The 26,196-nt window shown below is 41.2% G+C and carries 26 protein-coding genes and 2 tRNA genes; 15 read left to right on the forward strand and 13 right to left on the reverse strand.

Annotated features, from left to right (window positions below; genetic code table 11):
* Nucleotides 1-421: 421 nt before the first annotated feature.
* Nucleotides 422-1,687 carry a phage integrase SAM-like domain-containing protein gene (locus AC3IRT_RS09090; protein ID WP_489396055.1) on the reverse strand — a complete coding sequence of 422 codons (1,266 nt, stop codon included), beginning with the start codon at nt 1,685-1,687 and terminating at the stop codon, nt 422-424.
* Between the two features lie 184 nt (nt 1,688-1,871).
* A tRNA-Ile gene (locus tag AC3IRT_RS09095) sits at nt 1,872-1,945 on the reverse strand.
* 88 nt (nt 1,946-2,033) lie between these two features.
* On the opposite strand from AC3IRT_RS09095, the gene AC3IRT_RS09100 reads away from it, so the two are divergent.
* Together AC3IRT_RS09100 and rpsU are read left to right on the forward strand one after the other, a co-directional pair.
* Nucleotides 2,034-2,663, forward strand: coding sequence for an HAD family hydrolase (locus AC3IRT_RS09100; protein ID WP_489396056.1), 630 nt, complete (start codon nt 2,034-2,036; stop codon nt 2,661-2,663).
* Between the two features lie 103 nt (nt 2,664-2,766).
* Entirely contained in the window at nt 2,767-2,958 is a 192-nt protein-coding gene (rpsU, locus tag AC3IRT_RS09105) for a 30S ribosomal protein S21 (RefSeq protein ID WP_066753982.1), read from the forward strand.
* Nucleotides 2,959-3,027: 69 nt separating this feature from the next.
* Here the strand turns inward: rpsU and putP are convergent, their stop codons facing one another.
* Nucleotides 3,028-4,524, reverse strand: a complete 1,497-nt coding sequence (putP, locus tag AC3IRT_RS09110; protein ID WP_489396057.1) for a sodium/proline symporter PutP — start codon at nt 4,522-4,524, stop codon at nt 3,028-3,030.
* Between the two features lie 122 nt (nt 4,525-4,646).
* On the reverse strand, nt 4,647-4,997 hold the full coding sequence (locus AC3IRT_RS09115) for a 4Fe-4S dicluster domain-containing protein (protein ID WP_489396058.1): 351 nt from the start codon (nt 4,995-4,997) through the stop codon (nt 4,647-4,649).
* Nucleotides 4,998-5,169: 172 nt separating this feature from the next.
* Between AC3IRT_RS09115 and AC3IRT_RS09120 the strand changes: the two genes are divergently transcribed.
* From AC3IRT_RS09120 to AC3IRT_RS09145, 6 genes are all read left to right on the forward strand, one after another.
* Nucleotides 5,170-6,183, forward strand: a complete 1,014-nt coding sequence (locus tag AC3IRT_RS09120; RefSeq protein ID WP_489396059.1) for an acyl-CoA reductase — start codon at nt 5,170-5,172, stop codon at nt 6,181-6,183.
* 133 nt (nt 6,184-6,316) lie between these two features.
* Complete coding sequence (locus AC3IRT_RS09125; RefSeq protein ID WP_489396060.1) at nt 6,317-6,520, forward strand: fructose-6-phosphate aldolase; 204 nt, start codon at nt 6,317-6,319, stop codon at nt 6,518-6,520.
* A gap of 6 nt (nt 6,521-6,526) precedes the next feature.
* The gene (locus AC3IRT_RS09130; protein ID WP_489396061.1) at nt 6,527-7,207 is read left to right on the forward strand and encodes a cell division ATP-binding protein FtsE; all 681 of its coding nucleotides are present in this window, start codon (nt 6,527-6,529) and stop codon (nt 7,205-7,207) included.
* A 147-nt stretch (nt 7,208-7,354) separates the two neighbouring features.
* Nucleotides 7,355-7,900, forward strand: a complete 546-nt coding sequence (locus tag AC3IRT_RS09135; RefSeq protein WP_489396062.1) for a nucleotide exchange factor GrpE — start codon at nt 7,355-7,357, stop codon at nt 7,898-7,900.
* Between the two features lie 12 nt (nt 7,901-7,912).
* Nucleotides 7,913-9,079, forward strand: coding sequence for a molecular chaperone DnaJ (gene dnaJ, locus AC3IRT_RS09140; protein ID WP_489396063.1), 1,167 nt, complete (start codon nt 7,913-7,915; stop codon nt 9,077-9,079).
* A gap of 198 nt (nt 9,080-9,277) precedes the next feature.
* On the forward strand, nt 9,278-10,015 hold the full coding sequence (locus tag AC3IRT_RS09145) for a hypothetical protein (RefSeq protein WP_489396064.1): 738 nt from the start codon (nt 9,278-9,280) through the stop codon (nt 10,013-10,015).
* Nucleotides 10,016-10,161: 146 nt separating this feature from the next.
* Here the strand turns inward: AC3IRT_RS09145 and AC3IRT_RS09150 are convergent, their stop codons facing one another.
* A complete protein-coding gene (locus tag AC3IRT_RS09150; protein WP_489396065.1) occupies nt 10,162-10,644 on the reverse strand; it encodes a hypothetical protein in 483 nt (160 codons plus the stop codon).
* A 322-nt stretch (nt 10,645-10,966) separates the two neighbouring features.
* Between AC3IRT_RS09150 and AC3IRT_RS09155 the strand changes: the two genes are divergently transcribed.
* Nucleotides 10,967-11,653, forward strand: coding sequence for a hypothetical protein (locus AC3IRT_RS09155; protein WP_489396066.1), 687 nt, complete (start codon nt 10,967-10,969; stop codon nt 11,651-11,653).
* A gap of 131 nt (nt 11,654-11,784) precedes the next feature.
* Here the strand turns inward: AC3IRT_RS09155 and AC3IRT_RS09160 are convergent, their stop codons facing one another.
* Nucleotides 11,785-12,636 carry an IS3 family transposase gene (locus tag AC3IRT_RS09160; RefSeq protein WP_489396067.1) on the reverse strand — a complete coding sequence of 284 codons (852 nt, stop codon included), beginning with the start codon at nt 12,634-12,636 and terminating at the stop codon, nt 11,785-11,787.
* Nucleotides 12,633-12,911, reverse strand: coding sequence for a transposase (locus tag AC3IRT_RS09165; protein ID WP_489393147.1), 279 nt, complete (start codon nt 12,909-12,911; stop codon nt 12,633-12,635). The genes AC3IRT_RS09160 and AC3IRT_RS09165 overlap by 4 nt, the downstream gene beginning before the upstream one ends.
* A gap of 420 nt (nt 12,912-13,331) precedes the next feature.
* Here AC3IRT_RS09165 and AC3IRT_RS09170 point away from each other — a divergent pair, with 420 nt between their 5' ends.
* From AC3IRT_RS09170 to AC3IRT_RS09185, 4 genes are all read left to right on the forward strand, one after another.
* The gene (locus tag AC3IRT_RS09170; RefSeq protein ID WP_489396068.1) at nt 13,332-14,066 is read left to right on the forward strand and encodes a DUF4397 domain-containing protein; all 735 of its coding nucleotides are present in this window, start codon (nt 13,332-13,334) and stop codon (nt 14,064-14,066) included.
* A 279-nt stretch (nt 14,067-14,345) separates the two neighbouring features.
* Nucleotides 14,346-15,161 carry a pyrroline-5-carboxylate reductase gene (gene proC / locus AC3IRT_RS09175; RefSeq protein WP_489396069.1) on the forward strand — a complete coding sequence of 272 codons (816 nt, stop codon included), beginning with the start codon at nt 14,346-14,348 and terminating at the stop codon, nt 15,159-15,161.
* Complete coding sequence (proB, locus tag AC3IRT_RS09180) at nt 15,154-15,954, forward strand: glutamate 5-kinase (RefSeq protein ID WP_489396070.1); 801 nt, start codon at nt 15,154-15,156, stop codon at nt 15,952-15,954. Before proC ends, proB begins: the two co-directional genes overlap by 8 nt.
* Nucleotides 15,955-15,986: 32 nt before the next feature.
* Nucleotides 15,987-17,183, forward strand: coding sequence for a glutamate-5-semialdehyde dehydrogenase (locus AC3IRT_RS09185; protein ID WP_489396071.1), 1,197 nt, complete (start codon nt 15,987-15,989; stop codon nt 17,181-17,183).
* Between the two features lie 115 nt (nt 17,184-17,298).
* On the opposite strand, the gene AC3IRT_RS09190 is transcribed toward AC3IRT_RS09185, so the two are convergent.
* Nucleotides 17,299-17,934, reverse strand: coding sequence for a porin family protein (locus AC3IRT_RS09190; protein ID WP_489396072.1), 636 nt, complete (start codon nt 17,932-17,934; stop codon nt 17,299-17,301).
* Nucleotides 17,935-18,256: 322 nt separating this feature from the next.
* On the opposite strand from AC3IRT_RS09190, the gene AC3IRT_RS09195 reads away from it, so the two are divergent.
* A tRNA-Cys gene (locus tag AC3IRT_RS09195) sits at nt 18,257-18,327 on the forward strand.
* A 315-nt stretch (nt 18,328-18,642) separates the two neighbouring features.
* Here AC3IRT_RS09195 and AC3IRT_RS09200 read toward each other — a convergent pair.
* From AC3IRT_RS09200 to AC3IRT_RS09215, 4 genes are read right to left on the reverse strand one after another with little or no spacing between them, the layout of a single operon-like run.
* Nucleotides 18,643-19,929 (reverse strand): M16 family metallopeptidase, encoded by a 1,287-nt coding sequence (locus tag AC3IRT_RS09200; protein WP_489396073.1) that lies wholly within the window; start codon nt 19,927-19,929, stop codon nt 18,643-18,645.
* Entirely contained in the window at nt 19,919-21,175 is a 1,257-nt protein-coding gene (locus AC3IRT_RS09205) for a M16 family metallopeptidase (protein ID WP_489396074.1), read from the reverse strand. Before AC3IRT_RS09205 ends, AC3IRT_RS09200 begins: the two co-directional genes overlap by 11 nt.
* A 15-nt stretch (nt 21,176-21,190) precedes the next feature.
* Nucleotides 21,191-22,084, reverse strand: coding sequence for an oxygen-dependent coproporphyrinogen oxidase (hemF, locus tag AC3IRT_RS09210; protein ID WP_489396075.1), 894 nt, complete (start codon nt 22,082-22,084; stop codon nt 21,191-21,193).
* Nucleotides 22,085-22,092: 8 nt separating this feature from the next.
* A complete protein-coding gene (locus tag AC3IRT_RS09215; protein ID WP_489396076.1) occupies nt 22,093-23,085 on the reverse strand; it encodes an NAD(P)H-dependent glycerol-3-phosphate dehydrogenase in 993 nt (330 codons plus the stop codon).
* A 204-nt stretch (nt 23,086-23,289) separates the two neighbouring features.
* Between AC3IRT_RS09215 and AC3IRT_RS09220 the strand changes: the two genes are divergently transcribed.
* Nucleotides 23,290-24,726 (forward strand): alkaline phosphatase, encoded by a 1,437-nt coding sequence (locus AC3IRT_RS09220; protein ID WP_489396077.1) that lies wholly within the window; start codon nt 23,290-23,292, stop codon nt 24,724-24,726.
* Between the two features lie 4 nt (nt 24,727-24,730).
* Here the strand turns inward: AC3IRT_RS09220 and AC3IRT_RS09225 are convergent, their stop codons facing one another.
* Nucleotides 24,731-26,194: an efflux transporter outer membrane subunit gene (locus tag AC3IRT_RS09225; RefSeq protein ID WP_489396078.1), complete on the reverse strand. Its 1,464-nt coding sequence runs from the start codon at nt 26,192-26,194 to the stop codon at nt 24,731-24,733.
* Nucleotides 26,195-26,196 lie beyond the last annotated feature (2 nt).

The following is a 26,196-nucleotide window of genomic DNA, read 5'->3' on the forward strand; positions in this document are numbered from 1 at the left end:
CTTAACTTAGTTGCAAAGATAACTTTAAAATAATTGTATCTAGCAGTTCACTTCCAAAGAAGTTCTTTTTGCTTATTACCGAAAGACGTTTCACTTTTCTAGCAATACAATTAAATTAGTCTTGAGTTCGAAATATGACTTCTCTGATATCTCAGTTTTTCATACATGAAATTTATCCACTATATATTTAGATATGACCCGCGATGTCGCAAAACCTATTTCATAAATTATATTTATCCTCGACGTCCACTATTCGCACTCCAAATAAACAAAATCCAAGTCCCAAATGCAATAGCAAAACCAATCCATGGCCCTTTCATACTTAAGGCTGCAAATAATCCGATAGTTGAAATAATGGAAGTGAGCACAAGTCTTATTAACGTTTTCATAAATGCTGTTTTAAATTTTCAAAAAAACTTGTTCAAGCTTTTACGAGTTTACCTTCAACTTTTTTCAGTTCAGATATTACGCGCTTTTGCACGTCGTCTACGATACTCCAATCCTTCGAAATGTAAATATCTGTCGTTTGGTTACCGTTGTCTACATGGTTTAGGGCCAAAGCCACGTCGTCTTTACTCAACCTACATTTGTTTCTAGCAATATTTGCAAAAGAATGCCGAGCCCAATACATCGTAACTTCAGGCAGATGTGTAATATCCTTTAATTGTTCCATCCCCTTGCATAAAGCCCAATTAAAGCCATCCACTGTAGAATACCGATGGTTAATTTTGCCAATATACTTTATTAATAAGGGCTTCGCTTCATCAATCAATTTCACGCTAATAAAAGCATTGTCTTTTCGCTTACCTTTCGTTTTTGATCGATTGTAATCTACCCGACCGTTAACAATATTATCTGCGCATATGCTGTATAAATCTACCGCATTCATTCCGCATAAGTAAAAAGACAGCATATACATATCTCTCGCAAGTTCAGCCCTACTTCCCATTTCAGTAATGCACTGTTTAATCTTAAGTACTTGCTCAATTGTATGATTTCTTTTCCTTGTTAGCGGCGCTGAGCCAATTTTATACTTTCTAAAAGGATAATGTTTTATTCGATAGAGACCTAAATCTTCATTATTGTAATGATCTCTTGCAGCGTTAAAAAGGGTACGTAAATCACGCATGTGATTATGAAGACCACTATCAGAAAGACCTTTTTTCTTGGTTGGAATTTTGGTTCCGTTTTGATTAATCCTAATAATGTTTCGTTCTGAGCGCAAATACTTTTCATAATCTACAAGCATATTAGAATGCACGTCCTTTATCGAGATGGCTTCTCTCTTAAAATAGTCAATCAAGCTATTCCGAACTACTCTAAAATTATTTGCTGATCCTATTCTACCACCCCGTTTCAGACTCTCGATATGAGATGAGCAAAACTTTAAAAAGTCAATCTCCTCATTTTGATTTACTAAGTAATCTCTTAATCCTTCTGCAGTAAAGAATTCTAACCTGTCGTCTAATTCACTGATCAGTTTTCGATATTTTCGTAACTGAGATTCAATTTTATCAGCGACGAACGGATCCTTGATGTTAAAGTCTTTCGTCAGTTGTTTTTTTACGAGAAAGTGTGACGTGTCTAAATACTTTCTAACTCTTTTGTGCTGTACACAGATTTTAACATTGTAAGTCCCATCTGTTTTTTTGTGGTGGCCAAACACCTTGGCGCTAACTGTTGCCATAATTTTAGAATTGCCACGTAAAAGCTGTAACACATTTGTAACACTTTTACGTGAAGTTCAACAAAAAACTATGTAAATCATACCGATCGGCGAACTCCGATCTAGCGCAGGGTAATAGCTCCTATAGTACCCTGAGAAACGAAAAAAGCCGTTTTCCGTACAGAAAAACGACTTTTATAACTTGTGCGCCCACCTGGGCTCGAACCAGGGACCAAAAGATTATGAGTCTTCTACTCTAACCAACTGAGCTATAGGCGCGGTTATTTTTGCTATCAGAAACTGCGCGTGTCGCGCTGTTTTGACGATGCAATTATCGATATTTGTAGCGACAAATCAAAATCTTCGCATGCAAAATATCAAAAATATCATACTGGATTATGGCAACGTGATCTTCTCTATCGACTTTCTGTTGGCGCAACAAGCTTTTAGCCAATTAGGTGTACAAAATGTCGGAGAAGTATTTGGACATAAACAGCAAAATGAAATTTTTGACCAGTTTGACAAAGGATTGATTACTCCGGCACAATTTCGCGAAGGCATCAGAACCTTGGCCAATGCTCCTCACCTTTCTGATGCAGATATCGATCAAGCTTGGAATGCTTTATTGATTGGCGTATCCGCCGGTAAGCACGAAGTACTGGAAGCGTTGAAAAGTAGATACCGTCTTTTCCTGCTCAGTAACAATAATGAGATTCACTACGCGTATTGTATGCAGCACATACAAGATGTGTATGGCGTAAAAAGCAATGCAGTATTTTTTGAGAAAACATACTATTCGCATGAGATGGGCATGCGAAAACCTGATCGCGAGATCTTCGATTTTGTATTGAATGACGCTCAGATCAAACCAGAAGAGACATTATTTATCGACGACAGTCCGCAACATTTGGCTACCGCCAAATCTTTGGGAATACGTACGGCACTGTGCTCAGCTGAAGATCCGCTGGAAAAAATCGTGACCGATTGGCAACTCTAATCGGTGATCTTTTATTTTTTGCAATAAAGCTTTAAATTATCCCCTAATTAGGTTACCTTTGCACACCAAGAATTCCACAACGAAAGGAGGTATATAAAAAGCTATGATTATTGTAAATGTAAAAGAAGGAGAATCGTTAGATAGAGCATTGAAACGTTTCAAGAAGAAATTCGAGAAAACAGGCGTTTTGAGAGAGTTACGTTCACGTCAGGCTTACGAGAAAAAATCTATTACTCGTCGTACCCAAGTGAAGAAAGCGATCTATAAAGAATCCTTACAGTTAGACAACGCGTAAGTACTCTTACTAAATAAAATAATAAAAGCGACCCCAAAAAGGTCGCTTTTATTATTTCTAGCGCTTTTGCTATTCTTGCAGCATGCGCTCCATCTTGTCAAAATCTTCTGTGATGGTATCATCCGGTTTATAAGTAGCCAACGAAACCAGCACATTGACCAGCAAACCGGCGAAAAAACCCGGAATGATTTCATATAACTCCTTATAATTGTGCGGCACGTATACCCATAATAGCACCACAATACCGCCCGTTAACATGCCACTTAACGCACCCCATCGTGTCGACTTGCGCCACAATAGCGACAACAAAACAACAGGACCAAATGCCGCTCCAAAACCAGCCCAAGCATTACCGACCAAATTCAAAATGCTATCCTGCGGATTCAACGAAAGTACAATGGCTATCAGCGCCACCAGCAGAACTGATAACCTAATTACAATAAGCATACGCGATGCAGATGCTTTCTTATTTAACAAGGCTTTGTAAACATCCTCTGTCATCGAACTAGCTGTAACTAACAATTGCGAAGAAATGGTACTCATCACTGCCGCTAAAATGGCAGACAGTAGGAAACCGCCAATCAGAGGGTGGAACATAATGCGCGACAAATAAATAAAGATCGTCTCCGCCATTTCTTTAGAACCGTCAAATTGCACCATCATGGCAGCATCGTTTTTAGTTAAATAAGCAATTCCAAACAGACCCACCAACATCGCACCGCCTACGGTGAAGATCATCCAACTAATTCCAATGTTTCTTGCTTTCTTTAACTGGCTCACTTTGTCTATCGCCATAAAACGAACCAATATATGTGGCTGTCCGAAATAACCAAAACCCCAAGCCAACAGCGACACAATACCAACCGTAGTTGTTCCTTTAAAAAGGTCGAGATAATCCGGATTTTTCTGTTGAATAATGGAAAACGTCTCTCCCAGCCCCCCGAGTTCAATAATCATCACAACCGGCAGAATAACCAGTGCAAGCACCATAATAGCACCTTGTACAAAATCCGTCAAACTAACAGCCAAGAAGCCTCCTAAAAAAGTATATGCGACAACCACCACGCTCGTCAATATCAAACCAGTGGTGTAATCCAAATTAAAAGCCGACTCAAACAGGCGACCACCAGACACCATACCAGCAGAAGTATACAAGGTGAAAAAGATCAGAATAAGCACACTGGCAGTAATCTTTAGCAACTGTGACTTGTCTCGAAAGCGATTCTCAAAGAAGACCGGCAAGGTAATCGCGTTATTCGCGACTTCGGTGTAAGCACGCAAACGCGGCGCTACCAATACATAATTCATAAAAGCACCAAAGGTCAATCCGATCGCGATCCAAGACGCCGACAAGCCTGACAGGTACATGGCACCGGGCAAGCCCATCAAAAGCCAGCCGCTCATATCCGATGCACCAGCCGACAAAGCCGTCACAGCTGCGCCCAAACTGCGTCCGCCTAATAAAAATTCTTCTGTATTAGCGGTTGATTTTTTGTAGGAATAAAATCCTATCAATAAGATCAAGACCATGTATAGGCCGATGGATATACCTTCGTAAGTGTTCATACTTTAGATTTAAAGGTCAAATTTGTTTGAAGATATCGAAAAATCGCAAACAAAAAAAAGTGATAGGACAAACCTATCACTTTTCTTTATAATAAACTTAATATTGTTACAAGAAATTAAACTTATTCTGCGTGAAGCCAAGCTTTCTTAGCTAATAGTTCTTCCTCAGATTCTACCACATCTTCATCTTCTACACAACAGTCTACCGGACATACCGCAGCACATTGTGGTTCATCGTGAAATCCAACACATTCTGTACACTTATCCGACACGATGTAATATACCTCATTGGATACAGCATCCTGAGATTCGCTCGCATCTAATGTTACCCCATCTCCAAAATCAATCACACCATCTAAAGCCGTTCCTTCCGAAAATTTCCAAGTTACGCCTGCATCGTAGATGGCATTGTTAGGGCATTCTGGCTCACAAGCTCCACAGTTGATGCATTCGTCTGTTATTTTAATTGCCATTTATATCCTCTCAATAATTATTTTAAACTAGTTTTGCATTTCAAAGTTAAACAATCCCTTAATTAATATCTACAAATTTTATAGATTATTATTTAACAGGACTGCAATTACTCGCAAAGATAGAGCAAAATTTGGTGAGATTTGTTCTAAATAATTTAAAGAAAGTAGCATTTTGACAAAGAATCAACGAATAGCAGCATTTGCAAAATTAGGAGATTATCTGCGGGCAGATCATCCGGACAGTGTAAGCTTATTAGCACGTGCCGAGGTGAAAAATCCTTGGTATACCACAGAAAACGTGAATCGGCAGCTAAGCGCTATCGCGCAAAACCTCACGACGGAGCAGCTAACAAACTGGACGGAAGCGCTTCCAGACGAACCATCGGATAAAATCGTTGCGCTCGTGTTAGCAGGTAATATACCGTTGGTAGGATTTCATGATATACTCAGCGTACTTATTAGCGGTTTCTGCGTGCAGATCAAACCTTCATCGGATGATGCCGGATTAACCAATTGGTTATTAGAGAAGTTGATCGAAATAGAACCGCAGTTTGCGCACAAAATCGAATTGGTAGATCGGTTGGGCACGCATGATCTGATCATCGCGACTGGCAGCAACAATTCTGCGCGCTATTTTGAGTATTATTTTGGAAAGAAGCCAAACATCATTCGCAAAAATCGCAATTCTGTCGCTGTACTTGACGGTAATGAAACGGCAGAGCAACTAGCGCAATTGGGTCATGATATCTTTGATTACTTTGGTTTAGGCTGTCGCTCGGTATCGAAACTCTATATTCCCGACACGTATGATATTGCCCAATTTTATGAAGGTGTTGAAGACTTTCAATCTATCAATCAACATCATAAGTATGGCAACAACTATGATTACAACAAGTCTATTTTCCTGATCAATGCTGATGTGCACTTTGACAATGGCTTTCTATTGCTCAAAGAAGATAAAAGTTGGGCATCTCCTCTCGCCGTAGTACATTTCGAGCGTTACGCCGCATTGACCGATGTAGCAAAAGACATTAATGCAGCGCAGGATCAAATCCAGTGCGTGGTCACAAACGCAAAAATCCCATTGGAGACACCTGTATTTTCATTTGGCGAAAGCCAATGTCCGGCGTTGGATGATTACGCGGATGGAGTGGATATTTTAGTATTCTTGCAGCAGCATAGGTAGCTTGACATAGCGCCCCTGATCATCTAAAGAATTGTTAATTTTCACTGCAATACGGGCGCTTATCATGAAAAAACTATACATTTGATAATTGAACTATACATTTGGCAACTAAAGTTTGCATTTGATCGTTAAGATGTATTTAATAAAAGTAAAAGGTGTCGCAAAAATTCCGGATTACGTACAATTACGTGATGAAGCTTTTACCCTATTGGCTTACTTTAGAGTAGACCGGCCTGATAAGTCTTTAGACAAAATAGGTTTAGGGGACAAAATGGATTACATTATGCAGATCGCCAACGAAATTCCTTTCGGTCAGATCGTCAAACTTGATTTATAATTTTTTATGACAGAACATTCGGTTATCAGACTCAAAAATATCGATATATATCAGCAAAAACACCTTGTATTGGCTAATGTGAATCTTAGCATCCAATCAGGTGAATTTATCTATCTGATCGGTCAATCCGGATCTGGAAAAAGTAGCCTTTTGAAAATTATCTACGGCGATCTATATATCGCTACAGGCGAAGGAATGATTGCTGGATTTGATCTAAAAAAACTGCATGACAATGAAGTGCCGTACCTACGTCGTAAATTGGGCATTGTATTTCAAGATTTTCACTTGCTAAATGATCGTACCGTCGAAAAAAACCTAGAATTTGCGCTCAAAGCAACAGGTTGGAAAGATCGTGGACTGATCGAAAACCGCATGGTAGATGTATTGGAGAAAGTAGGTCTGCGCTCCAAATTGAAAAAAATGCCACACGAGCTATCTGGTGGTGAGCAGCAGCGCGTCGTCATTGCTCGTGCCTTGCTCAACGATCCAGAAATCATCTTAGCCGATGAGCCTACTGGAAACTTAGATCCATCCACTTCAGAAGAGATTATCCTCTTATTGCGCGACATTGCGGCATCAGGCACTGCCGTATTGATGGCTACGCACGATTATCAAATCATCCGGAACATGCCGGCTCGTATCTTGCGCACGGCAGATGGTGCCTTGCACGACAATGTCACTATTTAAGACCGTCACTAACTGACACAATTACACAAATCAGACAAATTGTAAGTCCATCTCCGCGAAAACTGACAGCCTGTCGGCGAATCGGGTATTGGCAAAAAAATTGAACATCCTTGTGGATAACAAGGGATTGTTTTACAGTATAGCAACATGGTAAACGAACATAATCAAGAAGAAGAAAGTTTGGAGCAAGATAATCTTGATACCAACGAGGAAAATAATGAGCAGGAGACGGCAGAGATTGTCGAAGAATCGGATGATATCGCTCTAAAATTGGAAGAAGCGCAGGATAAATATGCGCGCTTACTAGCTGAATTTGAGAATTATAAGAAAAGAACTTCTCGCGAGAAAATCGAAATCATACAATCCGCTGGAAAAGAAGTGATCGGAAAACTATTACCCGTTTTGGATGATATGGATCGTGCCCTTGTCTCGATGACTGCTGCGCAAGATGTAGAAACGGTGAAAGAAGGCGTAGAATTGGTGAATACCAAATTCAGAAAGTTGATGGAACAACAAGGTCTTAAAGAAATGGACGTGGTTGGTCAAGCATTCGATTCTGAATTTCAGGAAGCTATCACCGCGATACCAGCACCGACAGATGATATGAAGAATAAAGTGATCGACGTGGTGGAGAAAGGTTACCTGTTGAATGATAAAGTAATCCGATTTGCCAAAGTGGTGATTGGTCAATAGAAAAGGATAAAGATGTCAAAAAGAGATTACTACGACGTATTAGGCGTTTCTAAAGGTGCAGAAGCCGCAGAGATTAAATCTGCTTACCGAAAATTAGCGATTAAATATCACCCGGATAAAAATCCGGACAATGCGGAAGCAGAAGAGCAATTTAAAGAAGCTGCTGAAGCTTATGAAGTGCTCAGCAACCCGGAGAAACGCAGACGTTATGACCAGTTTGGTCATGCAGGAAATAGTGCTGCTGGCGGATATGGTGGCGGCGGTGGCGGCATGAACATGGATGATATCTTCAGCCAATTTGGTGATATCTTCGGTGGCGGCGGTGGCGGCAATCCCTTCGAAGGATTCTTCGGTGGCGGTGGCTCACGCGGCGGTGGCCGTCGTGTACAACGTGGTTCGAACCTGCGCGTAAAAATAAAACTCACGCTAGAAGAAGTAGCACTAGGTGTTGAGAAGAAAATAAAGGTAAACAAACAGGTTACTTGTCAAACCTGTGATGGCACTGGTGCAAAAGATAAAAGCTCTTACCATACGTGTAGCACCTGTAACGGATCTGGTTCGGTACGCCGTGTAACCAACACCATTCTTGGTCAGATGCAAACAACCAGCACCTGTCCTACTTGTAATGGCGAAGGTATTGAGATCACTGCTAAGTGTACAACTTGTAAAGGCGAAGGTTTATCGCGTAGCGACGAAAGCATTGCAATCAACATTCCGGCAGGTGTAAGCGAAGGCATGCAATTGTCTATGAGCGGCAAAGGAAATGCGGCACCTCGTGGCGGTATTCCTGGAGATCTTATTATTCTAATCGAAGAAATTCCCCACGAATCCTTAAAACGTGATGGCATCAATGTGATTTATGATTTGTACGTTAACTTTGCCGATGCGGCACTCGGTACCAGCGTAGAAATTCCGACCATTGACGGAAAAGCAAAAATCAAAATAGAACCGGGCACACAGGGCGGTAAGATTTTGCGCCTGAAAGGCAAGGGGTTACCCGAGGTAAACTCGTACCACAAAGGCGATCAATTGGTATATGTGAACGTATGGACGCCAAAAGCGGTTTCGAAAGAAGAACGTGATGTTTTAGAAAAACTCAAAGAATCTTCTAACTTCAAACCACAACCAGGCAAAAATGAAAAATCATTCTTTGAACGCATTAAGGAATATTTCGAATAATACAATATCAGACTCGCCGAAATGCGAGCGAGATATAGGATTTAATAGACAAAGAGGTTGCCAATATGGCGACCTCTTCGTATTTTTAATGGATCTTTAAGAAAAGTAAATAGTATCTGTAGCGAAGCTACCTACCGCATCGTATAATGGATATTGAAAAACAATTAGTAATATAAAAAAGACTAACGTAACATCTACATGAAAAAATTAGTGAATTTAAGAAATGCTTGTGCCGTAGCATTAAGCGTTGTATTGTTTGGCAGTTGTATGAAAAATGAAGAACCGGCGCCGGCGCAACCAGCTTCTTTCCTTTCTATTATCAACGCATACTCTCCTTTGCAGACAGGCGTTCAAGTAAAATTTGGAGATCAGACTGCAGGAACACTTCAATATGATAGAAATTCAGGTGCGCTTCCAAATACAAATTTAACAACGTTGACGCTAACGGCGATCAATCAAGCGACTAATCAAATCCTGGTCGATAAAGCACCTGTAAAAACAACAGAAAATAAATTTTACTCGGCTTACATTTTTGGAAATACTGTACCTGCAAAATTTATTATGCTGAACGATACGCCAGATCAAAGTACAGAAACAGCACCTCGCATCAGATTTTTAAATTTAGCTTCTGGAGTGGAAGAGGTAGATCTTTTTATTGCTGGTGAAAAAGTGACTGCTCTAAGCAATAGAGCACCTGAAACCCAAGCGAACTCAGCGAACAGTGAAAAATTCATTATTAGCCCTAAAAGTGGCGGAGCTGCGGATATTATTGTAAGAAGCCTGGATGGTCAAGAATTGGCAAAATTAGCGTCTGCTGATTTAAGAAATAACAGTTATATTTCCATTGTACTACTAGGAGACAAAGCTAGCACAGGAGACACACCGGAAGCGAAAGCAAAAGCATTGAAGATTTCAACATTCTTCTCTGGTCAATAATACGCTACATATTCTATTGAAAAAGCCCCTATGTTTTCTAATCAAAGCATAGGGGCTTTTACTGATGTCACTATCCTTATCAAAAAAGGAACACCTATGAGCTAAAAACTCTTTACAACCTCAGTACTGGCAGGTATATTTCCCACCTAATTTTTCACCATAGTAGTAGTATTACGAATTGAGAAAACCGCATTATCCTGATTTACATTATCTGTGAAAGCTAAAGTTAAGATATTGCCATCTATTTGACACGTACCTGAGAAAACTTCATCCTTACCATCAGATTCGTTTCTGTTTATCATCACAATTTCACCTTCTTTGACATTATATGTACCGTAGGTCTTAATAGTCTGTAATTCCTTGCTATTTTCTAATCCATAAACAATTTCAGCTTCAAAATTATTGTCTTCACCAAAAATGATGTATGACCTTTCTTTATTTAAACTGTAATCCGTCTCATCTGAGCTTAAAATCACGTTATTGTCCGTGGCTATAGATATTGACTTAAGTAAACTATATTCACCAACTATACTAAAATCTACTACTTGGCTGCTACTTGAATCATCTCGACTACAAGATACAAAGAATAAAATAAGGAGGTTTAAAACAATACTTTCTGTTCGTTTCATAATAAGATAAACTTTTTTTAGTAAACAATTAAATGCAAATATAATATAGTTTCCAATAAAAATACCATAAACAATAAATTTAATATAAATTACATCTAATAAATCAATATGGCAGAATAATACGTTGTTTAAAAAATTATAAATATCCCTATAATAATTAATTTATTATAATTAAAATATTGATATTAAACTATTCAATTGATATATTTATAAATTTTAAAAGTAAAACAGCATTTTTTTTTATAGAAAAATCATATATTTGAGAATTAAAAATATCATAAATATAAATTTATTATTAACATTAATTTTAATACAAAAACGTATGAAAAAAAAGAATTTATCAGCAAAAAAGCGTAGAATATTTTACCTGCTTATTTTCACAATATCACTCATTAACGTTAGCAACATAACATATTCTCAAGGCTTCGAACTCCCTAATTACTACCCTTTCCCAGGCACACGATTGTCAGTACCCGCACCATCGGATCCTATTTTTGAACAAAATAACTCAGATAAATTTGAACCCCGAATCCTCGAAGCTAAAAAAGGTGCAGATGGCATTTGGTACTGTTTGGTAGCATGGCGCATGAAGTCTCACGATACTACAAGAAAACCTTACGGCAGAAGTATTGTTAGAACTTATTTCTATGATCCAGTATGGATGTCAGCCTTCGAACAAGATAATCAGTTTTTTAGCTATATCAATCAACCTGATGGCTTAGGTCATTACTCTGAGACATCCCCTAGTACCATGGAGGCAGTTGCATATAAATATTATTACAGCTATAAAGGAAGTGTACAGCGTGGTGGATATGTGTGGCTACCTGCTAATCATTTAACTGAAACCAAGGTTGGAATTGTTACTATAGGCGGTTTTCCACCTCGAAATCAAAAATTTTTAATACCAATTCATTACACTTATAAGAAGGGATTCCTAAATCTAGATAGAGATGAAGCCACCTATTATGTCAGAGCTAATCAAAATCTACATATAGTAATAGATCGCTAAAATTATTTGTGACAATATGTCTAAAATGGAATTATAAATGATTAAACACCGATAATGTTTTCAATGATAGAAAATTAATAGATATAGTACTCCCTTTTTGCTGGACAGCAATAGTTCAAACTTAAGTTTATTTACGACACTTTTTTATTATTTTGATAGAATACCTGATTTGGGGTAAAATGATCGATAGACTGATGTCTTCTTTCCGTATTGTAAAATTCGACATACCGTTTCACACCTTGGAATAACTCCATGCCACCGTTAGGCGGGTTCAAATAAATGTATTCCTGCTTCACTGATCTCCAGAACCTTTCGATAAACACGTTGTCCAGCGCTCTTCCTTTTCCATCCATAGATATACTCACACGATTATCCTTGAGGACTTTGGTAAAGATCGGACTGGTAAATTGTGAACCCTGATCGGTATTGAATACTTCAGGAGTGCCGTGCTCTGCTATTGTTTCCAACAGCACATCTCTGCACCATTCCACCGTCATGGTGTTAGAGATACTCCACCCCACAATCTTTCGACTATACACATCTATAATGGCGAACATATACATGAAACCTCTAAACATAGGAATATAAGTGATGTCGGCCTGCCAAACTTGGCTTGGCCGCTCTATCTTTAAGCCTTTGAGTAAGTACGGGTATTTGTAATGTGCTGCATTTGCTTTACTTAGGTTCTTCTTTGGGTAAATGGTCCGAAGGCTCATTAGCCGATATAAACGCCGTACGCGCTTGGCATTTATACGATACCCTAGATCTTTGTTGAGATACGCAGTCATACGTTCCACACCGTAAAATGGACAGTCCAGAAACTTACGGTCAATTATCTTCATGATGGACTGGTTAAAAAGGGATTCACCTTTAGGCTTGAAATAATAGAAGCTACGCTGAAGATTCAGCAGCTTGCACTGCCCCACAATACTTAGCGGTTCATATCCTGGGGAAACAAGTCCGCGCCTTTCAATCATGCTCATTTCCCCAATACCTTTTTTAAGAAATCAACTTGGATCTGAAGTTCACCAATCTTGGAATAAAGTTCTTTCTCTTTAGACTCTTCTTTCTGTGTAGGTTTCTCTGAACCGAACACCGTGTCAGCTTTCTCCAGAAATTCCCGTTTCCAAGCGGTGATTTGTGTGGGATGAAGGCTGTATTTGGAAGCAAGTTCCTGCATGGTACTAACTTCTTTAAGGGCTTCTAAGACTACTTTGGTCTTGAAAACCGGACTGAATTTTCTACGCTCTTTTTTCATTTTCAACTGTTAAATTATCGAATTTAATCAGCTGTCCAATATTTGGGGAGTATTATAAGATTACATTTTTTCGACCGAATTTGACAGGAGTATAATTACGAGATTTCAAATCTATCCATCATCCGTTAATTATTAAGATTTCGTACCACCTAGAAGAAATTTAAAAACTGACTTAAAAATTAGTAAAAGCGCTTAAAATCAATGCTTATAGACTATAAATAGTCCCACAGCATTGTAGTATAAAGGCCATTATCTCACGATAATGGCCTTTATTTTTTTCTCCCACATAGGATGCTATTCTTTCATTACATAAATTATGAATAAAAATAAACTATTATTTTGTAAATAAATTGTATCGAAACGAAAATTAGGATCGTTTAATGCTTTAAACCATTTTAAAAAGATTAACGATCAATGACGATGAAGCATTTACAAAATATTAAAAAATCCCTACTAGTACTTTTCAGCACATTATTCTTTGCAAGCTGTTCAGATAATAATGACCCATTAGAATTCGTGCCAATAGCGCGATTGATTGTACTAAACGCTTATTCGCCGATTGCTTCAGCCCAAATGAGAATAAATGACATCGCGTCCGGACAGATTCCTTACGGCGAAGCAGTGGGCTATTTGGATTTCCCCGATCCGTCCGGGCTAAACTTGACTTTTGTCAATCAAACAACCAATCAAGTACTGGTCGATCGTGCAACACTCAACATAGAGGTAGACAGGCATTACACTGGATTGATTTTTGGCAATACGGTACCCGCCAAATTCATCTTGCTTAATGATACCGCTTTGCAAAGTACTTCAACAAATCCACGTATTCGTTTTCTAAATCTAGCAGAAGGGGTTGAAGCGGTAGATTTATTTATCGGTGATGAAAAAATAGAAAGACTGAGTAATCGCATTCCCGAGGTGCAAGCTACCACAAACCGAAGCGCCATATTTGTACTAAGTGAGCGAGCTCCGGGAGCTGCCGATATTACGGTAAGAGATATCACTGGCAACATTTTAGCCACGCTACCATCTTATAGCTTTGGTGCATCATTACATCATACAATTGCACTGGTAGGAGATCATGCCTTTAATGAGCAAAGCCCCAATATAGCAGATCGTGCTAGGAGTCTACGAATAAGAACGATAATACAGTAGATATTTGGTGTAGAATGCACATTTGTCAGTACCAAAACTCGATTTTGAACTAGCAAAGTGTAGTTATGACACATTTACAGTCTAGACTGCATTTGTACCTTTGGGGCGAGATAGGCACGAAATACCCTCCATATTGATTTTTCAGAAAACATTGATTCTATCAAAAAATGAAAAAAATCACCGATTTTCACACGTTTTGCACGAATATTGCACCATTTTGGATGAAAAAGTGAAGAAAATCTTCATTTTCAGAATTTTTAAAATCAATATTACATATCTATGAAGGTACTCGTAATTGGAGGGGGAAATATGGGCTTCACCTACGCGGAAGCTATTGCAAAATCTACTATATTAAAAACGAACGATCTGATGATTTTGGACAAATCGGAAGAACGTGTCGCAGAATTATCTACCAACCCATTGTTAGATGGTTATACCGAATTGAGTGCGTGCTTACCGTCGGCAGACGTGATATTTATCGCCGTTAAGCCTAATCATGCGCAAGGCTTAATGGAACAGATGCGTCCATATGTTAACGAAGAACAGGTTTTCGTTTCTATCATGGCCGGCGTTACGATCAAGGTTATTCAAGAAGGACTCGGCATGACGAAAGTAATACGTGCTATGCCAAACCTACCAGCACAGGTTGGATTAGGAATGACTTCCTTTACCGCATCCAAAGAGGTTTCGCGATTGGAGCGCTCTACCATCAAGCAATTATTGGATACGACAGGTCGATCCATCTATTTAGATACCGAAAACGACATCGACGCTTCCACCGGAATTTCTGGAAGTGGACCGGCTTATATCTTTTATTTTATGCAATCCATGATGGAGGCAGCTCAGCAAATGGGATTCTCTGACAGGGAAGCGCGCACTTTAGTGTACCAAACATTTGCTGGTGCAGTAGAGCTCTTCGGCTCGTCCGATTTAGATCCAAATGCGTGGATGGCCAAAGTAGCTTCCAAAGGTGGTACCACGCAAGCTGCCCTAGATTCCATGGAAGACAATAACGTAAAAGAACAAATTAAAGAAGCCGCATACGCTGCATTTAACAGAGCAGTAGAACTTGGAAAAGAATTTAATCATGCATAATAACACACAGAAAGAATCTAAAACTATAAAACGTGTAGTCATCAAAGTGGGGACTCACGTTATTACGAATAAAGACAATCGCATCGTAGAAAAGGTGCTGCAAAAATTAGTAGACCAGATTGCATACCTGCACGAACAAGATATCATGACTGTGCTCGTATCTTCTGGATCCGTCATCGCGGGAAAAGAGGTGATGCGTCATCAGTTGAAAACGGATGACAAGATTATTCGCCGGCAGGTATTCTCCGCGATCGGACAGCCGCGGATGATGCGGCACTATTACACCTTATTCCGGTCGTACGGAATCCGCTGTGCACAGGTGCTCGCAACCAAAAGAGATTTTGATTCAGGACCGCACCGCGAGAATATGATCAACTGCTACGAGGGATTACTGCAAGAAGGCGTAGTACCCATTGCTAACGAAGATGATGCTGTATCGCTATCTATGTCCACCTTTACGGACAATGATGAATTGGCAAGCCTTGTTGCCGAATTGATCAAAGCAGATATGCTTATCCTACTAACAGATGCCGACGGCTTCTTCAGCGGGCACCCGGAAGATCCGGAGAGTGAGCTACTAAGTCACATTAGTGCGGATGAACCAGTAGAGCAATTTGTGCAAGAAAGCACCAAAGGCGAAGCACAAGGTCGCGGAGGTATGAAATCCAAACTTAATATCGCTAAAAAGACCGCTAATCTGGGTATTACAACCTATATTGCAAATGGCAAACGGCCAAATGTAGTACTAGATATCGTGAATGGTATGGACGTAGGCACGAAATTTACCATTTAAACCCAATCCATTACATCAAAAAGAAAAATAACATGAAACGTTTACATACAGACATTAAAAATCAGGTGTTGACGTCAATGATCAACATATTAGAAATTAGTCGCACCGAAATTTTGGACGCTAACGCGGAAGATATTGCCAATTTTGAAGGCAAGGATCAGGCGCTTTACGACCGATTATTGGTCAATGATAAGAAGATCGACGAAATGATCCGCGCGGTACGTGCGGTAGCCGGACAGGAAGATCCAGTCGGGAAAACTATTTCTGATCTTACCTTAGAGAATGGCTTGCATATCGTCAACCAGACGGCGCCATTTGGCACCATTATGATTATCTACGAATCACGGCCAGATGTTACTATCGAGGCAGCCGTGCTGGCTTTCAAAGCCAATAATCGCATCTTACTAAAAGGTGGCAAAGAAGCTATTCATACCAATCAGGCATTGGTTGATTGTTGGCACAAGGCTCTAGCCGAGCATAATTTATCGGCAGACTGGATTCAATTATTAACCCTAAATCGCGAAGATACACAAGAATTCTTGCGTAATCCACCGCAGCGTTTAGACCTTATCGTACCTCGCGGTGGCGAGCGCCTAATTGCTTTCGTGAAGGAACATGCGCGTTGCGCGGTATTGATTAGTGGCCGCGGCAATAACTTCGCATACATTGCTGAGGATGCTGATTGGGAAATGGCACTAAAAGTGACCGTACATTCTAAGATCGACAAAATCAGCGCCTGCAATGCCTTAGATAAGATTTTGATTAATCCGGCGTTGCCGAATTTCGAAGACAGAGTACGTGAGTTGGGCAAGCATTTTGCGCAAGAATCCGTCGAAATATTGGCAGATGAATCGCTTCGTACATATTTCGCCTCTTCTCAGCCGCTTTCTGAGGAAGCATGGCATGAGGAATTCTTAGCTAAAAAGATTGCCATCGGCATAGCTCATGAATTGCCTGCTGCCGTCGAAAAAATCAATGATTGCAGTGGTGGCCATTCGGCCATTATCTTCACCAAAGACACCGAGAAAGCCCAATCCTTTATGGAGCAAGTAGATTGTGCAGCGGTATATCACAATGCATCGACACGCTTCACCGATGGTGGACAGATGGGCGTTGGTGCCGAGCTGGCCATTAGTACGGATAAACTGCATCATCGCGGACCGCTTGGTCTGGAACAATTGGTCACCAACAAATACTATGTATTTGGCGAAGGACAGATTCGCGAATAGATTATCTTAATTATACAGGTCAATTATTTAAAAACTAGATAGTATAAAAAAGGCGAGCATAGTGCTCGCCTTTTTACTGCATAATTATTGTACAAAGAGATATCTACTATTCTCTCTAGAATTGGAAACCAACTCCGAATGACCAAACGCGGTTGGCGTAAGTCGTGTTTGAATTGTTAGGCACCATATTAGTTAAACCTAGACCATATCCCGCATTTAGCAACAATCCACCATTAAATCTATATCCGGCCAAAAAGTTGACACCGGCATCGATCACATTCATATCCTTATCGTTTCCGCTGAAACTCAAATCACGATCGGTTTGCCCTATTGCGTCAGCAACCTCGCCTCTCAATTTATCCTTTCCACTAAGATTAAATCCTACGTAAGGCCCAGCCCCCAAAAAGATGCTTCCTGTATAACCAGTCGGGATATAATATACTGCATTTACCGGAATCTCCAACGACATAGTATTGCGGGTCCAGCTACCTGATGCAAAACCATCTTGATTTCCAGCATCAAATTTCGTCCCTTTTCCTTGCAAAGATAAACCTGGTTGGATCGAGAAATTTGGAGCTACAGGAAGATCCGCATATCCCGTCACGTTAAAGGAGGTATTGTTAGACTGGTTGTCACCAAGATTTGATATTTTACCCAAGTTAACACCAGCGCGTAATCCATAAGAAACCTGAGCTTGTGCAGCACCAGCTAATAACATAGCTACACCGAATGATAGTAAAACTTTTTTCATCACTTTAATCTTTAAGTTTTGAACGCAGACTTAATGCCTAGCGCCTCTGCTGATATACAATACAAAGTTCAGACCAAAAAAAAACTTTCGCCTACAGCTCCATATTCAAAGCACAGTGTTTCAATTCCTTAATTTACTATAGTCATTCTAATTTTGAGATAGATTTGACATATCACACATTCGGCAGATTTAGAATACACAAGGCCTACTCCAATTTGTCATGCTACTTGTCGGCTGCAGTTCAGCATTTTTAGCCATCAGATTCAAAAAAAACTTTATTATATCAAAGTAAAAGTATATTTTTGCAAGCCGAAAGGGCAATGGTCGGATGGCCGAGTGGCTAGGCTGAGGTCTGCAAAACCTCCTACAGCGGTTCGAATCCGCTTCCGACCTCGTACTTAAATAATAAAAGGTAAAACATTAAATTTAGCACAATGGGAGTTAGTCGTTTAAAAAGAAAAGATAGAAGAAACAAAACTGTTTCACGCGTTCAAGTTCAGTTTTTGAAATTAGGCCGTAACATCGAGTTGGGATCAAAAAGCAGAATGTCTGATAAAGATCAAATCAAACTTAACAACGCGGTTTTAGATTCATTATCTAACAGCACAAACTAAGTATAAAACCTTTGTAGGTTTTCATTAGAGCATAAAAAAAGGAAGGATTATAAAATCCTTCCTTTTTTATGCCCGATCGTGTAATCGGGAATCTTCACATCCTCCCGACAACAATCTTTACCATATCTTCGTAGCGCAGGTATTTTTGCGCCATAACTTGCACCTTTTTGGCATCCATCTCCTGTATTATCTTCGTGTAATAAGCATAATAGCTAAGATCCAAACCGGATAAATATACTGCCTTGAACTTGTCTGCGTGCGAAAAGATGGACTCCAGACTGCCTAACATCGCGCCTAGCATATAATTCTTCACTAAATTGATCTCTGCCTCATTGGCAAGCTCATTTTGAAGCACATTCATTTCTTTTTGAATCTCCTGCAACGTTGCCCCTGTCACATCCGTTCCTACTTGTGTAGAAATCACGAGCATTCCGGTGTGCTCGAAGGTGACCGCAGACGAACCGATTCCGTAAGTATAGCCTTTATCTTCGCGAATATTGCGCATGAGCCTGGATCCAAAATATCCACCAAACAAGGAGTTGACGAATTGTAAGGCTGGAAAATCAGGATCGGTACGTCGAAGACTTTGCCTACCCAAACGAATCGCCGATTGCACCGCATCGGCACGCTCTTGAAATTGCAATTCGGTATCGTATTCGTTAGAAATTTGAATCTCACTATTAACAGCTCCAGTAGCAGTAGTATTCTTCCATTTGCTGCCGCAATAGTCGGACACCTCCCGAATTACATCAGCAGTAATATTCCCAGACAAAAATAGCGTACAATTTTCTGGTCGTATTTGCTGCGCATACAATTGCGCCAGATCCGCGCGATTCACATCTTGCAAGCCCTGATCGGTGACGACTGCACCGTACCGATTATTACCGAAAAGCGTTTTATAGAATGATTGCTTGGCAAGGAAGTCATTTTTCTCTAAGGAGATTTGCAGACTCTGACGGTTGGTACGCTTAAAATTATCCAGTTCGTGCTCCGGAAACTGCGCATCGACTAAGATATCGTACACCAAAGGTAGTACCTGAGATACATACTTATTAAGCGTGTATAATGTATAGGCAGTATGGTCAAAACTAAATTCGGGCATCAGGAATGCACCATAGTAATCGACCGTTTCGGCAATCTGTGCGCTCGTCATGCTGCTCGTACCTTCTTTCATCAGGGCACTCAAAGCGGTGTTGCGCAAAGGATTCTCTGCTTGCGTACCAAACTTATTTTTAAACACAAATTCGGCCTTCACCAAAGGTTGGTCCTGCGAGTGAAATATATAAACAGGCAAGCCATTCTCCAACACCATGTGCTCGGGACTGACTAGAGACATTCCTTGAATTTCGTGCGACTGCGGTGCTTCTGCTCTATTCAACATGTGCTTCGGGGGATTTTGCTTTGTAAAGTAATGTAGACGAATTTTCTGCCTTAAAGATTTCGGACGAGACCCGATGAATATCTCCATTGCTTATAGTCGCATATTTAGCCACTTCTGTATTATACGCATCTGCGTCGCCCAACAGCTCGAAATAGGCTAGATTCATCGCTTTGTCCAAGACAGAAAGTTCAGCGAATACCATGGTAGATTCTACTTTGTTTTTGACCTTATCCAGTTCCGTTTCAGCGACCAATTCGGTCTTCAATCGTTCCAACTGCTGCCATAGCGCTTGCTCCGCCTGCGCTAAAGTAATGCCTTCCGAAGGCTTACCTTCTACGACAAATAAGTTAGTATCCACACTTCCTATCAAATAAGCATTCACATCCACAAACAATTGCTCTTCTTTTACCAACGTACGGTACAATCGTGACGAGCCGCCGCGTGAAAGTAAATCAGAGATCAGATCCAAGGTATAGTAATCGACATGATGACGATCTGGACCGTGAAACGCGATGTAGATGCTATCTACAGGCACATCTGCTTCTACCGACTCACGCCGAGCAGCTTGCTGCGGCAATTCTTGTGGCAGGGATCTTTTTTTGACAGGATGATCTGGTATATTGGCAAACCATTTCTCTACCAATTGTCTCACTTCGTCGAGTTTCACATCTCCAGCAACGACCAGAATCGCATTGGAAGGATGATAGAATGTCTCAAAAAATTGCTTCACTTCATCCATCGTCGCCTGTTCGATGTGTTCGATATTTTTACCGATCGTAGCCCAGCGATACGGATGTGCTTGATACGCCAAAGGGCGCAGTTTCAACCACACATCGCCATACGGTTGATTCAGATAGCGCTGTTTAAATTCTTCGATCACCACCTGTCGCTGTACCTCTAAACTTTGTTCATTAAAAGCTAAACTTAACATACGATCGCTCTCCAGCCACAGTGCCGTTTCTAAATTGACCGCAGGAAGGGTGATATAATAATTGGTGATATCATTGCTAGTAAAGGCATTGTTTTCGCCTCCTACCCTTTGCAATACTTCATCGTAATTGGGAATATTGACCGAACCGCCAAACATGAGGTGCTCAAACAAATGTGCAAAACCAGTACGCTCCGGATCCTCATCTCGAGCGCCTACGTCATACAATACATTCACACAGGCCATCGGCGTCGTATGATCCTCGTGTACCAATACACGAAGTCCGTTTGCTAGCACAAACTTGTTATAATTTACCATTTAAATTTGTCAGTTTTATACCCAAACAATATCTTGCTTGAGTAGCGAAAGTGTTTTTTCTTCACGTGAACCGGGCTCAGCTTGGTAGTTGTAAAACCAGTTTGCCTGTTCCGGTAAGCTCATCAATATGGATTCTATACGTCCGTTTGTCTCTAAGCCAAACCTTGTACCCGAATCGTACACCAGATTAAATTCTACATAACGGCCACGACGTAGTAGCTGCCATTCCTTTTCCTGTTCGGTAAATGTTTTATGGCGTGATTTATTCACCAATTCCGTATATACTTTGGGGAATAAACGACCCAGATCGCAGGAGAAATCAAAGATCTCTTCGTAACTCAATTCCGTATTTTGCGGCGTGATCTTATCGTAAAATATGCCGCCGATACCACGCGTTTCTTGTCGGTGCTTGATGTAAAAATAACGATCTGCCCACGCCTTGTACTTAGCATAAAACTCTGGGTGATGTTTGTCGCAAACGGCTTTCAAGCTTTGGTGAAAGTATTGCGCGTCTTCTTGATCCACATAATGCGGCGTGAGATCGATACCACCGCCAAACCATTTCACCTGATCATTCAATTCAAAATAGCGAATATTCATGTGAATGATGGGCACCCAAGGATTATTGGGATGGATCACAATGGATACGCCCGTGGCAAAGAAATCGTCTTCTTCTACGCCAAATGATTTGCGAATGGGCTCTGGCAATTTTCCATGTACCTCGGAGAAGTTCACACCGCCCTTTTCAAAAATAGCACCATGCTGAATGACGCGCGTGCGACCGCCACCACCACCATCGCGCTCCCAGTTTTCTTCTACAAATCGAGCGCCGCCATCCAATTGTTCCAGAGCATCGGTGATTTCCTGTTGAATTTTTTTATAGGTATTTGCGATATGTTCTCTCGTCATGTTTTTCATTAAGTAAGGGAATCTGCTAATTGTTTGATCTCCTGCATAGGCTGTGCGCCTTGATACAAGATTTGGTACACCGTATCGCAGATGGGCATGTGGAGTTGATTTTTCTTGATAATAGATTGAATACAAGCCGAAGCATAATAACCTTCAGCAACCATATTCATTTCCACTTGTGCAGATTTCACACTATATCCTTTACCGATCATCGCACCGAAGGTGCGATTGCGGCTGTATTGTGAATAAGCGGTAACCAATAAATCCCCCAAATAGGCTGAATGGTTGATATCGCGATCGCTCGGATCGAGCGCTTTCACAAAATAATCGATTTCGCGGATCGCGTTGGATACCAATACCGCTTGAAAATTGTCTCCAAAACCCAAACCATGGCAAATACCACCCGCTAAGGCAAAGATATTCTTCAACACCGCGGCATATTCGATACCAATGATATCCGAAGAAATGATCGTTTTGATGTAGCGTGTTTCTAGCAAACTGGCTACTGTTTTTGCATGATCGACCGTACGCGAAGCGATGGTGAGATACGACAGTCGCTCGGAAGAAACTTCTTCGGCATGGCAAGGCCCACCTACTACGACGATCTGCTCTAAAGGAACTTGATACGCATAAGGCAAATAATCGCCTACGACCATATTCTCGTCGGGCACGATCCCTTTGATAGCCGAAACCACGACTTTGCCTTCAAAATCCGCGGCAGACAAAGGTTGCAACACCGCTTTTAAGTAAGCGGCGGGAGTATTGAGGATGATGATATCTGATTGTGCAACGACCTCAGAGAGATTGGAAGTGACAAATTCGTCTTCGAAGTCCACTTCTACCGAACTCAAGTAGTTCCGGTTGTGCTTGTAGCTGCGAATGTGTGCTACATCTTCTTCCTTGCGAACCCACCAGTAAACTTGCTTTGGCTGATTGTTGTCGGAAAGCATTTTGATCATGGCTGTTGCCCAACTTCCGCTACCGATTACGCCTATCTTCATACCTTATATTTGCTGCATTTGATAATCTGGTAAAGGTACATAATCCGAGGCAATACTCGAATGGATAAACCAACAGCGTTGCATAGATCAATGCGAATAATTGATACGGCGAATCGCATATTTCTGATGATTAATCAACAATATCACCTTCAATAGTAACAGTGTCTTAACATGAAGAGCATATCTTTGCAAAAAAAGCAACCCATGAGAAAACAGATTTTTTACGTTATTTTATTATTTGTCCTACAAATTAGCGCATCCTTTGCGCAAAATAAGCCCAAATATATCTTCTATATGATTGGAGATGGCATGGGATTGAATCAAGTACATATTGCTGAATCCTACCAAGCCGCACTGGAAAACCGCAATACGGTGTTTCCATTGACCTTCACCAAATTTCCGTTTGGTACTTTCGCTACTTCCTTTTCTTTATCGCATGGTGTGACGGATTCTGCTGCGGCTGGTACGGCATTGGCCGTAGGCCACAAAACAAAAAATGGCGTGATCGGTATGGATTCTAGCCGTACAGAAACGTACAAAAGCATTGCTTACTTTGCTAAAGAGCAAGGTATGAAAGTGGGGATCACGACAAGCGTGAGTATAGACCATGCGACGCCGGCCTCTTTTTACGCGAACCAAGCGGATCGCAATATGTATTACGAGATCGGCCAGGATTTGATTAAGTCTGGATTTGATTTTTTCGGCGGAGCCGGATTCCTAAGTCCGGAAAAGACGTACAAGAAAGAAGCAGCTCCTTCCCTGTTCCCACAATTTGAAAAAGCAGGCTATACACTAGCTTATGGATTGAAAGAATATAACAAAATAGCAAAATCGGCTGATAAGGTGATTTTGATGGCAGACAAAGGCACCGCTGCTGATGCGCTGACTTATGCGATAGATCGTACACCCGAAGAATTAACCTTGCAACAGATTACGGCATCGGCTATTCAGACTTTGCAAAAAGATAACGAAAAAGGATTCTTCCTAATGGTGGAAGGTGGAAAGATTGACTGGGCTTGCCACAGCAATGATGGCGCTACAGCGATTCAAGAAACGAAGGATTTTGATGCGGCAGTAGCCGAAGCATTCCGTTTTTATGAGCAACATCCGGAAGAAACGTTGATCTTGGTAACTGCCGATCATGAAACTGGCGGCATGGTATTGGGCAACGGAAGTTCGACCTTGCAACTTGGCCGTATCCAGCATCAAAAAGTATCACAAGGTGTGCTTAGCAACAAAATTTCTGATTTGCGCAAAGCAACACCCAATGCATCTTGGGATGTCGTAAAGCAATTGTTGGAAGAAAACACGGGACTTTGGAAGTCGGTAAAAGTAAGCGAAACAGAGGAAAACGAGATCAAAGAAGCCTACAATCGCAGCTTCGTACAACACCAGAATGAAACTGAGAAAAGTCTTTATGCGATCGACGATCGTATCGCAGCACTAGCAGTGAAAGCATTGAATAGAGCAGCTAGCATTTCGTGGGCATCGGGTAATCACTCGGCGGCACATATTCCAATTTATGCGATTGGACAAGGTGCAGATCTATTCCACCAAAAGATGGACAACATAGATATTCCACGTAAAATTGCGGAAGCTGCAGGATTGCCTATGGCATCCCAAGCTGCCGCAACTCGTTAAACGCTTATCGCCAACCTCCGCCAAGGGAGCGATATAAATCAATATAAGAGGCTAGGTATTGCTGACGCAATTCTACCAAAGCCAGATCACTGTCCAGCGCGTTGCTCTGGGCAGTGATTACTTCTAAATACGAAGCATAGCCACTTTTAAATAACAAGCCAGCATTGCGCACCGCTAAAGCCGAATTGCTGACGCGTTGCTCCGCAAACTCCAATTGCTCGCGCTGCTTACCTACCGTAATCACGGCATCCGACACCTCACCAACCGCTTCTAATACCGTTTGTTGTAAGCCAATTTCAGCTTGATCACGTTCTAATTGGGCAATCTCATACTGCGTTTTCAATCGGCGATTCTGGAAAATCGGCGCGGTAAGATCACCGCTAATTCCACCTAGCAAAGCGCCGGGTATATTAAACCAATTTTTGGGTAACATCGCATTCACGCCCAGTGTACCTCCAATATTAAGAGCAGGATAGCGCATGGCCTGCTGTACATTGGCATTGGCATTGGCTGAGATCAATTGCAGCTCGGCACTGCGAATGTCTGGACGATTGCGAATCACCTCTACCGGAGTGCCCAACGAAATTTCGTTGGCATCGTCTAACAGTTCTTCAAAACTATTACCTCGCGCAATACGATCGGGCATCTCGCCAGCGAGCACACGCAGTGCATTCTCCTGCAAGGCAATCTCCTGTTCCAATTCTGGCACAAGCGAAGCGGCCAGCAATCGCTGCGACTCGGTTTGCTGGATCGCTAAAGCGGTGATCTCTCCGGCCTCATATTGCAATTTGATAATCTGCAAAGTGCTATCATTGAGCTGCACATTTCGTTTAGCCACTTCGATCTTCGCATCCAGCATCAGTAAGTTGAAATACCCCATAGCCACACGCGCAATCAAATCGGTTTGCACCGCTTTGCGGGCTTCATGAGTCTCTAAGTAATCGGCCACCACCATATCCTGACGATTGCGGATTTTGCCCCAGATATCCAACTCCCAACTGAAACTAATATCCGTACCAAACTGCGAAAGCAACAAATACATGTTTTCAGGCAACTCCCGGCCGCCATCGCCATAATATTTGGACGGCGGAGCAGAAATAAAATCCCGCGAGCGCCACTGCCGATTGGCACTAGCGATGCGCGCTTCTGCCGAAGGCAAGAAGTTCGCCCGATTTTGCCGCACTTGCTGATCGGCAATTTCTATATTGAGCAGTGCGGTCCGCATATCATTATTGTTTACCAAAGCCGAATCGATTAGATCCTTCAAGATCGTATCTTGAAAAAACGTACGCCAATCGATACGTCCAATGCTAATCGTATCGGCAAAGTACGCAATCGTATCGCCACGATACGTTTCTGGCAGATCCAACTCTGGCTGCACATATTTCTTCCCTACCTTGCATCCTTGTACACCAAAGAATATCCAGAAGGCCAGACCGAAGAAACCAAATAAAAACTTGTTACGCATAA

This window comes from Sphingobacterium sp. KH_072, assembly GCF_057837975.1.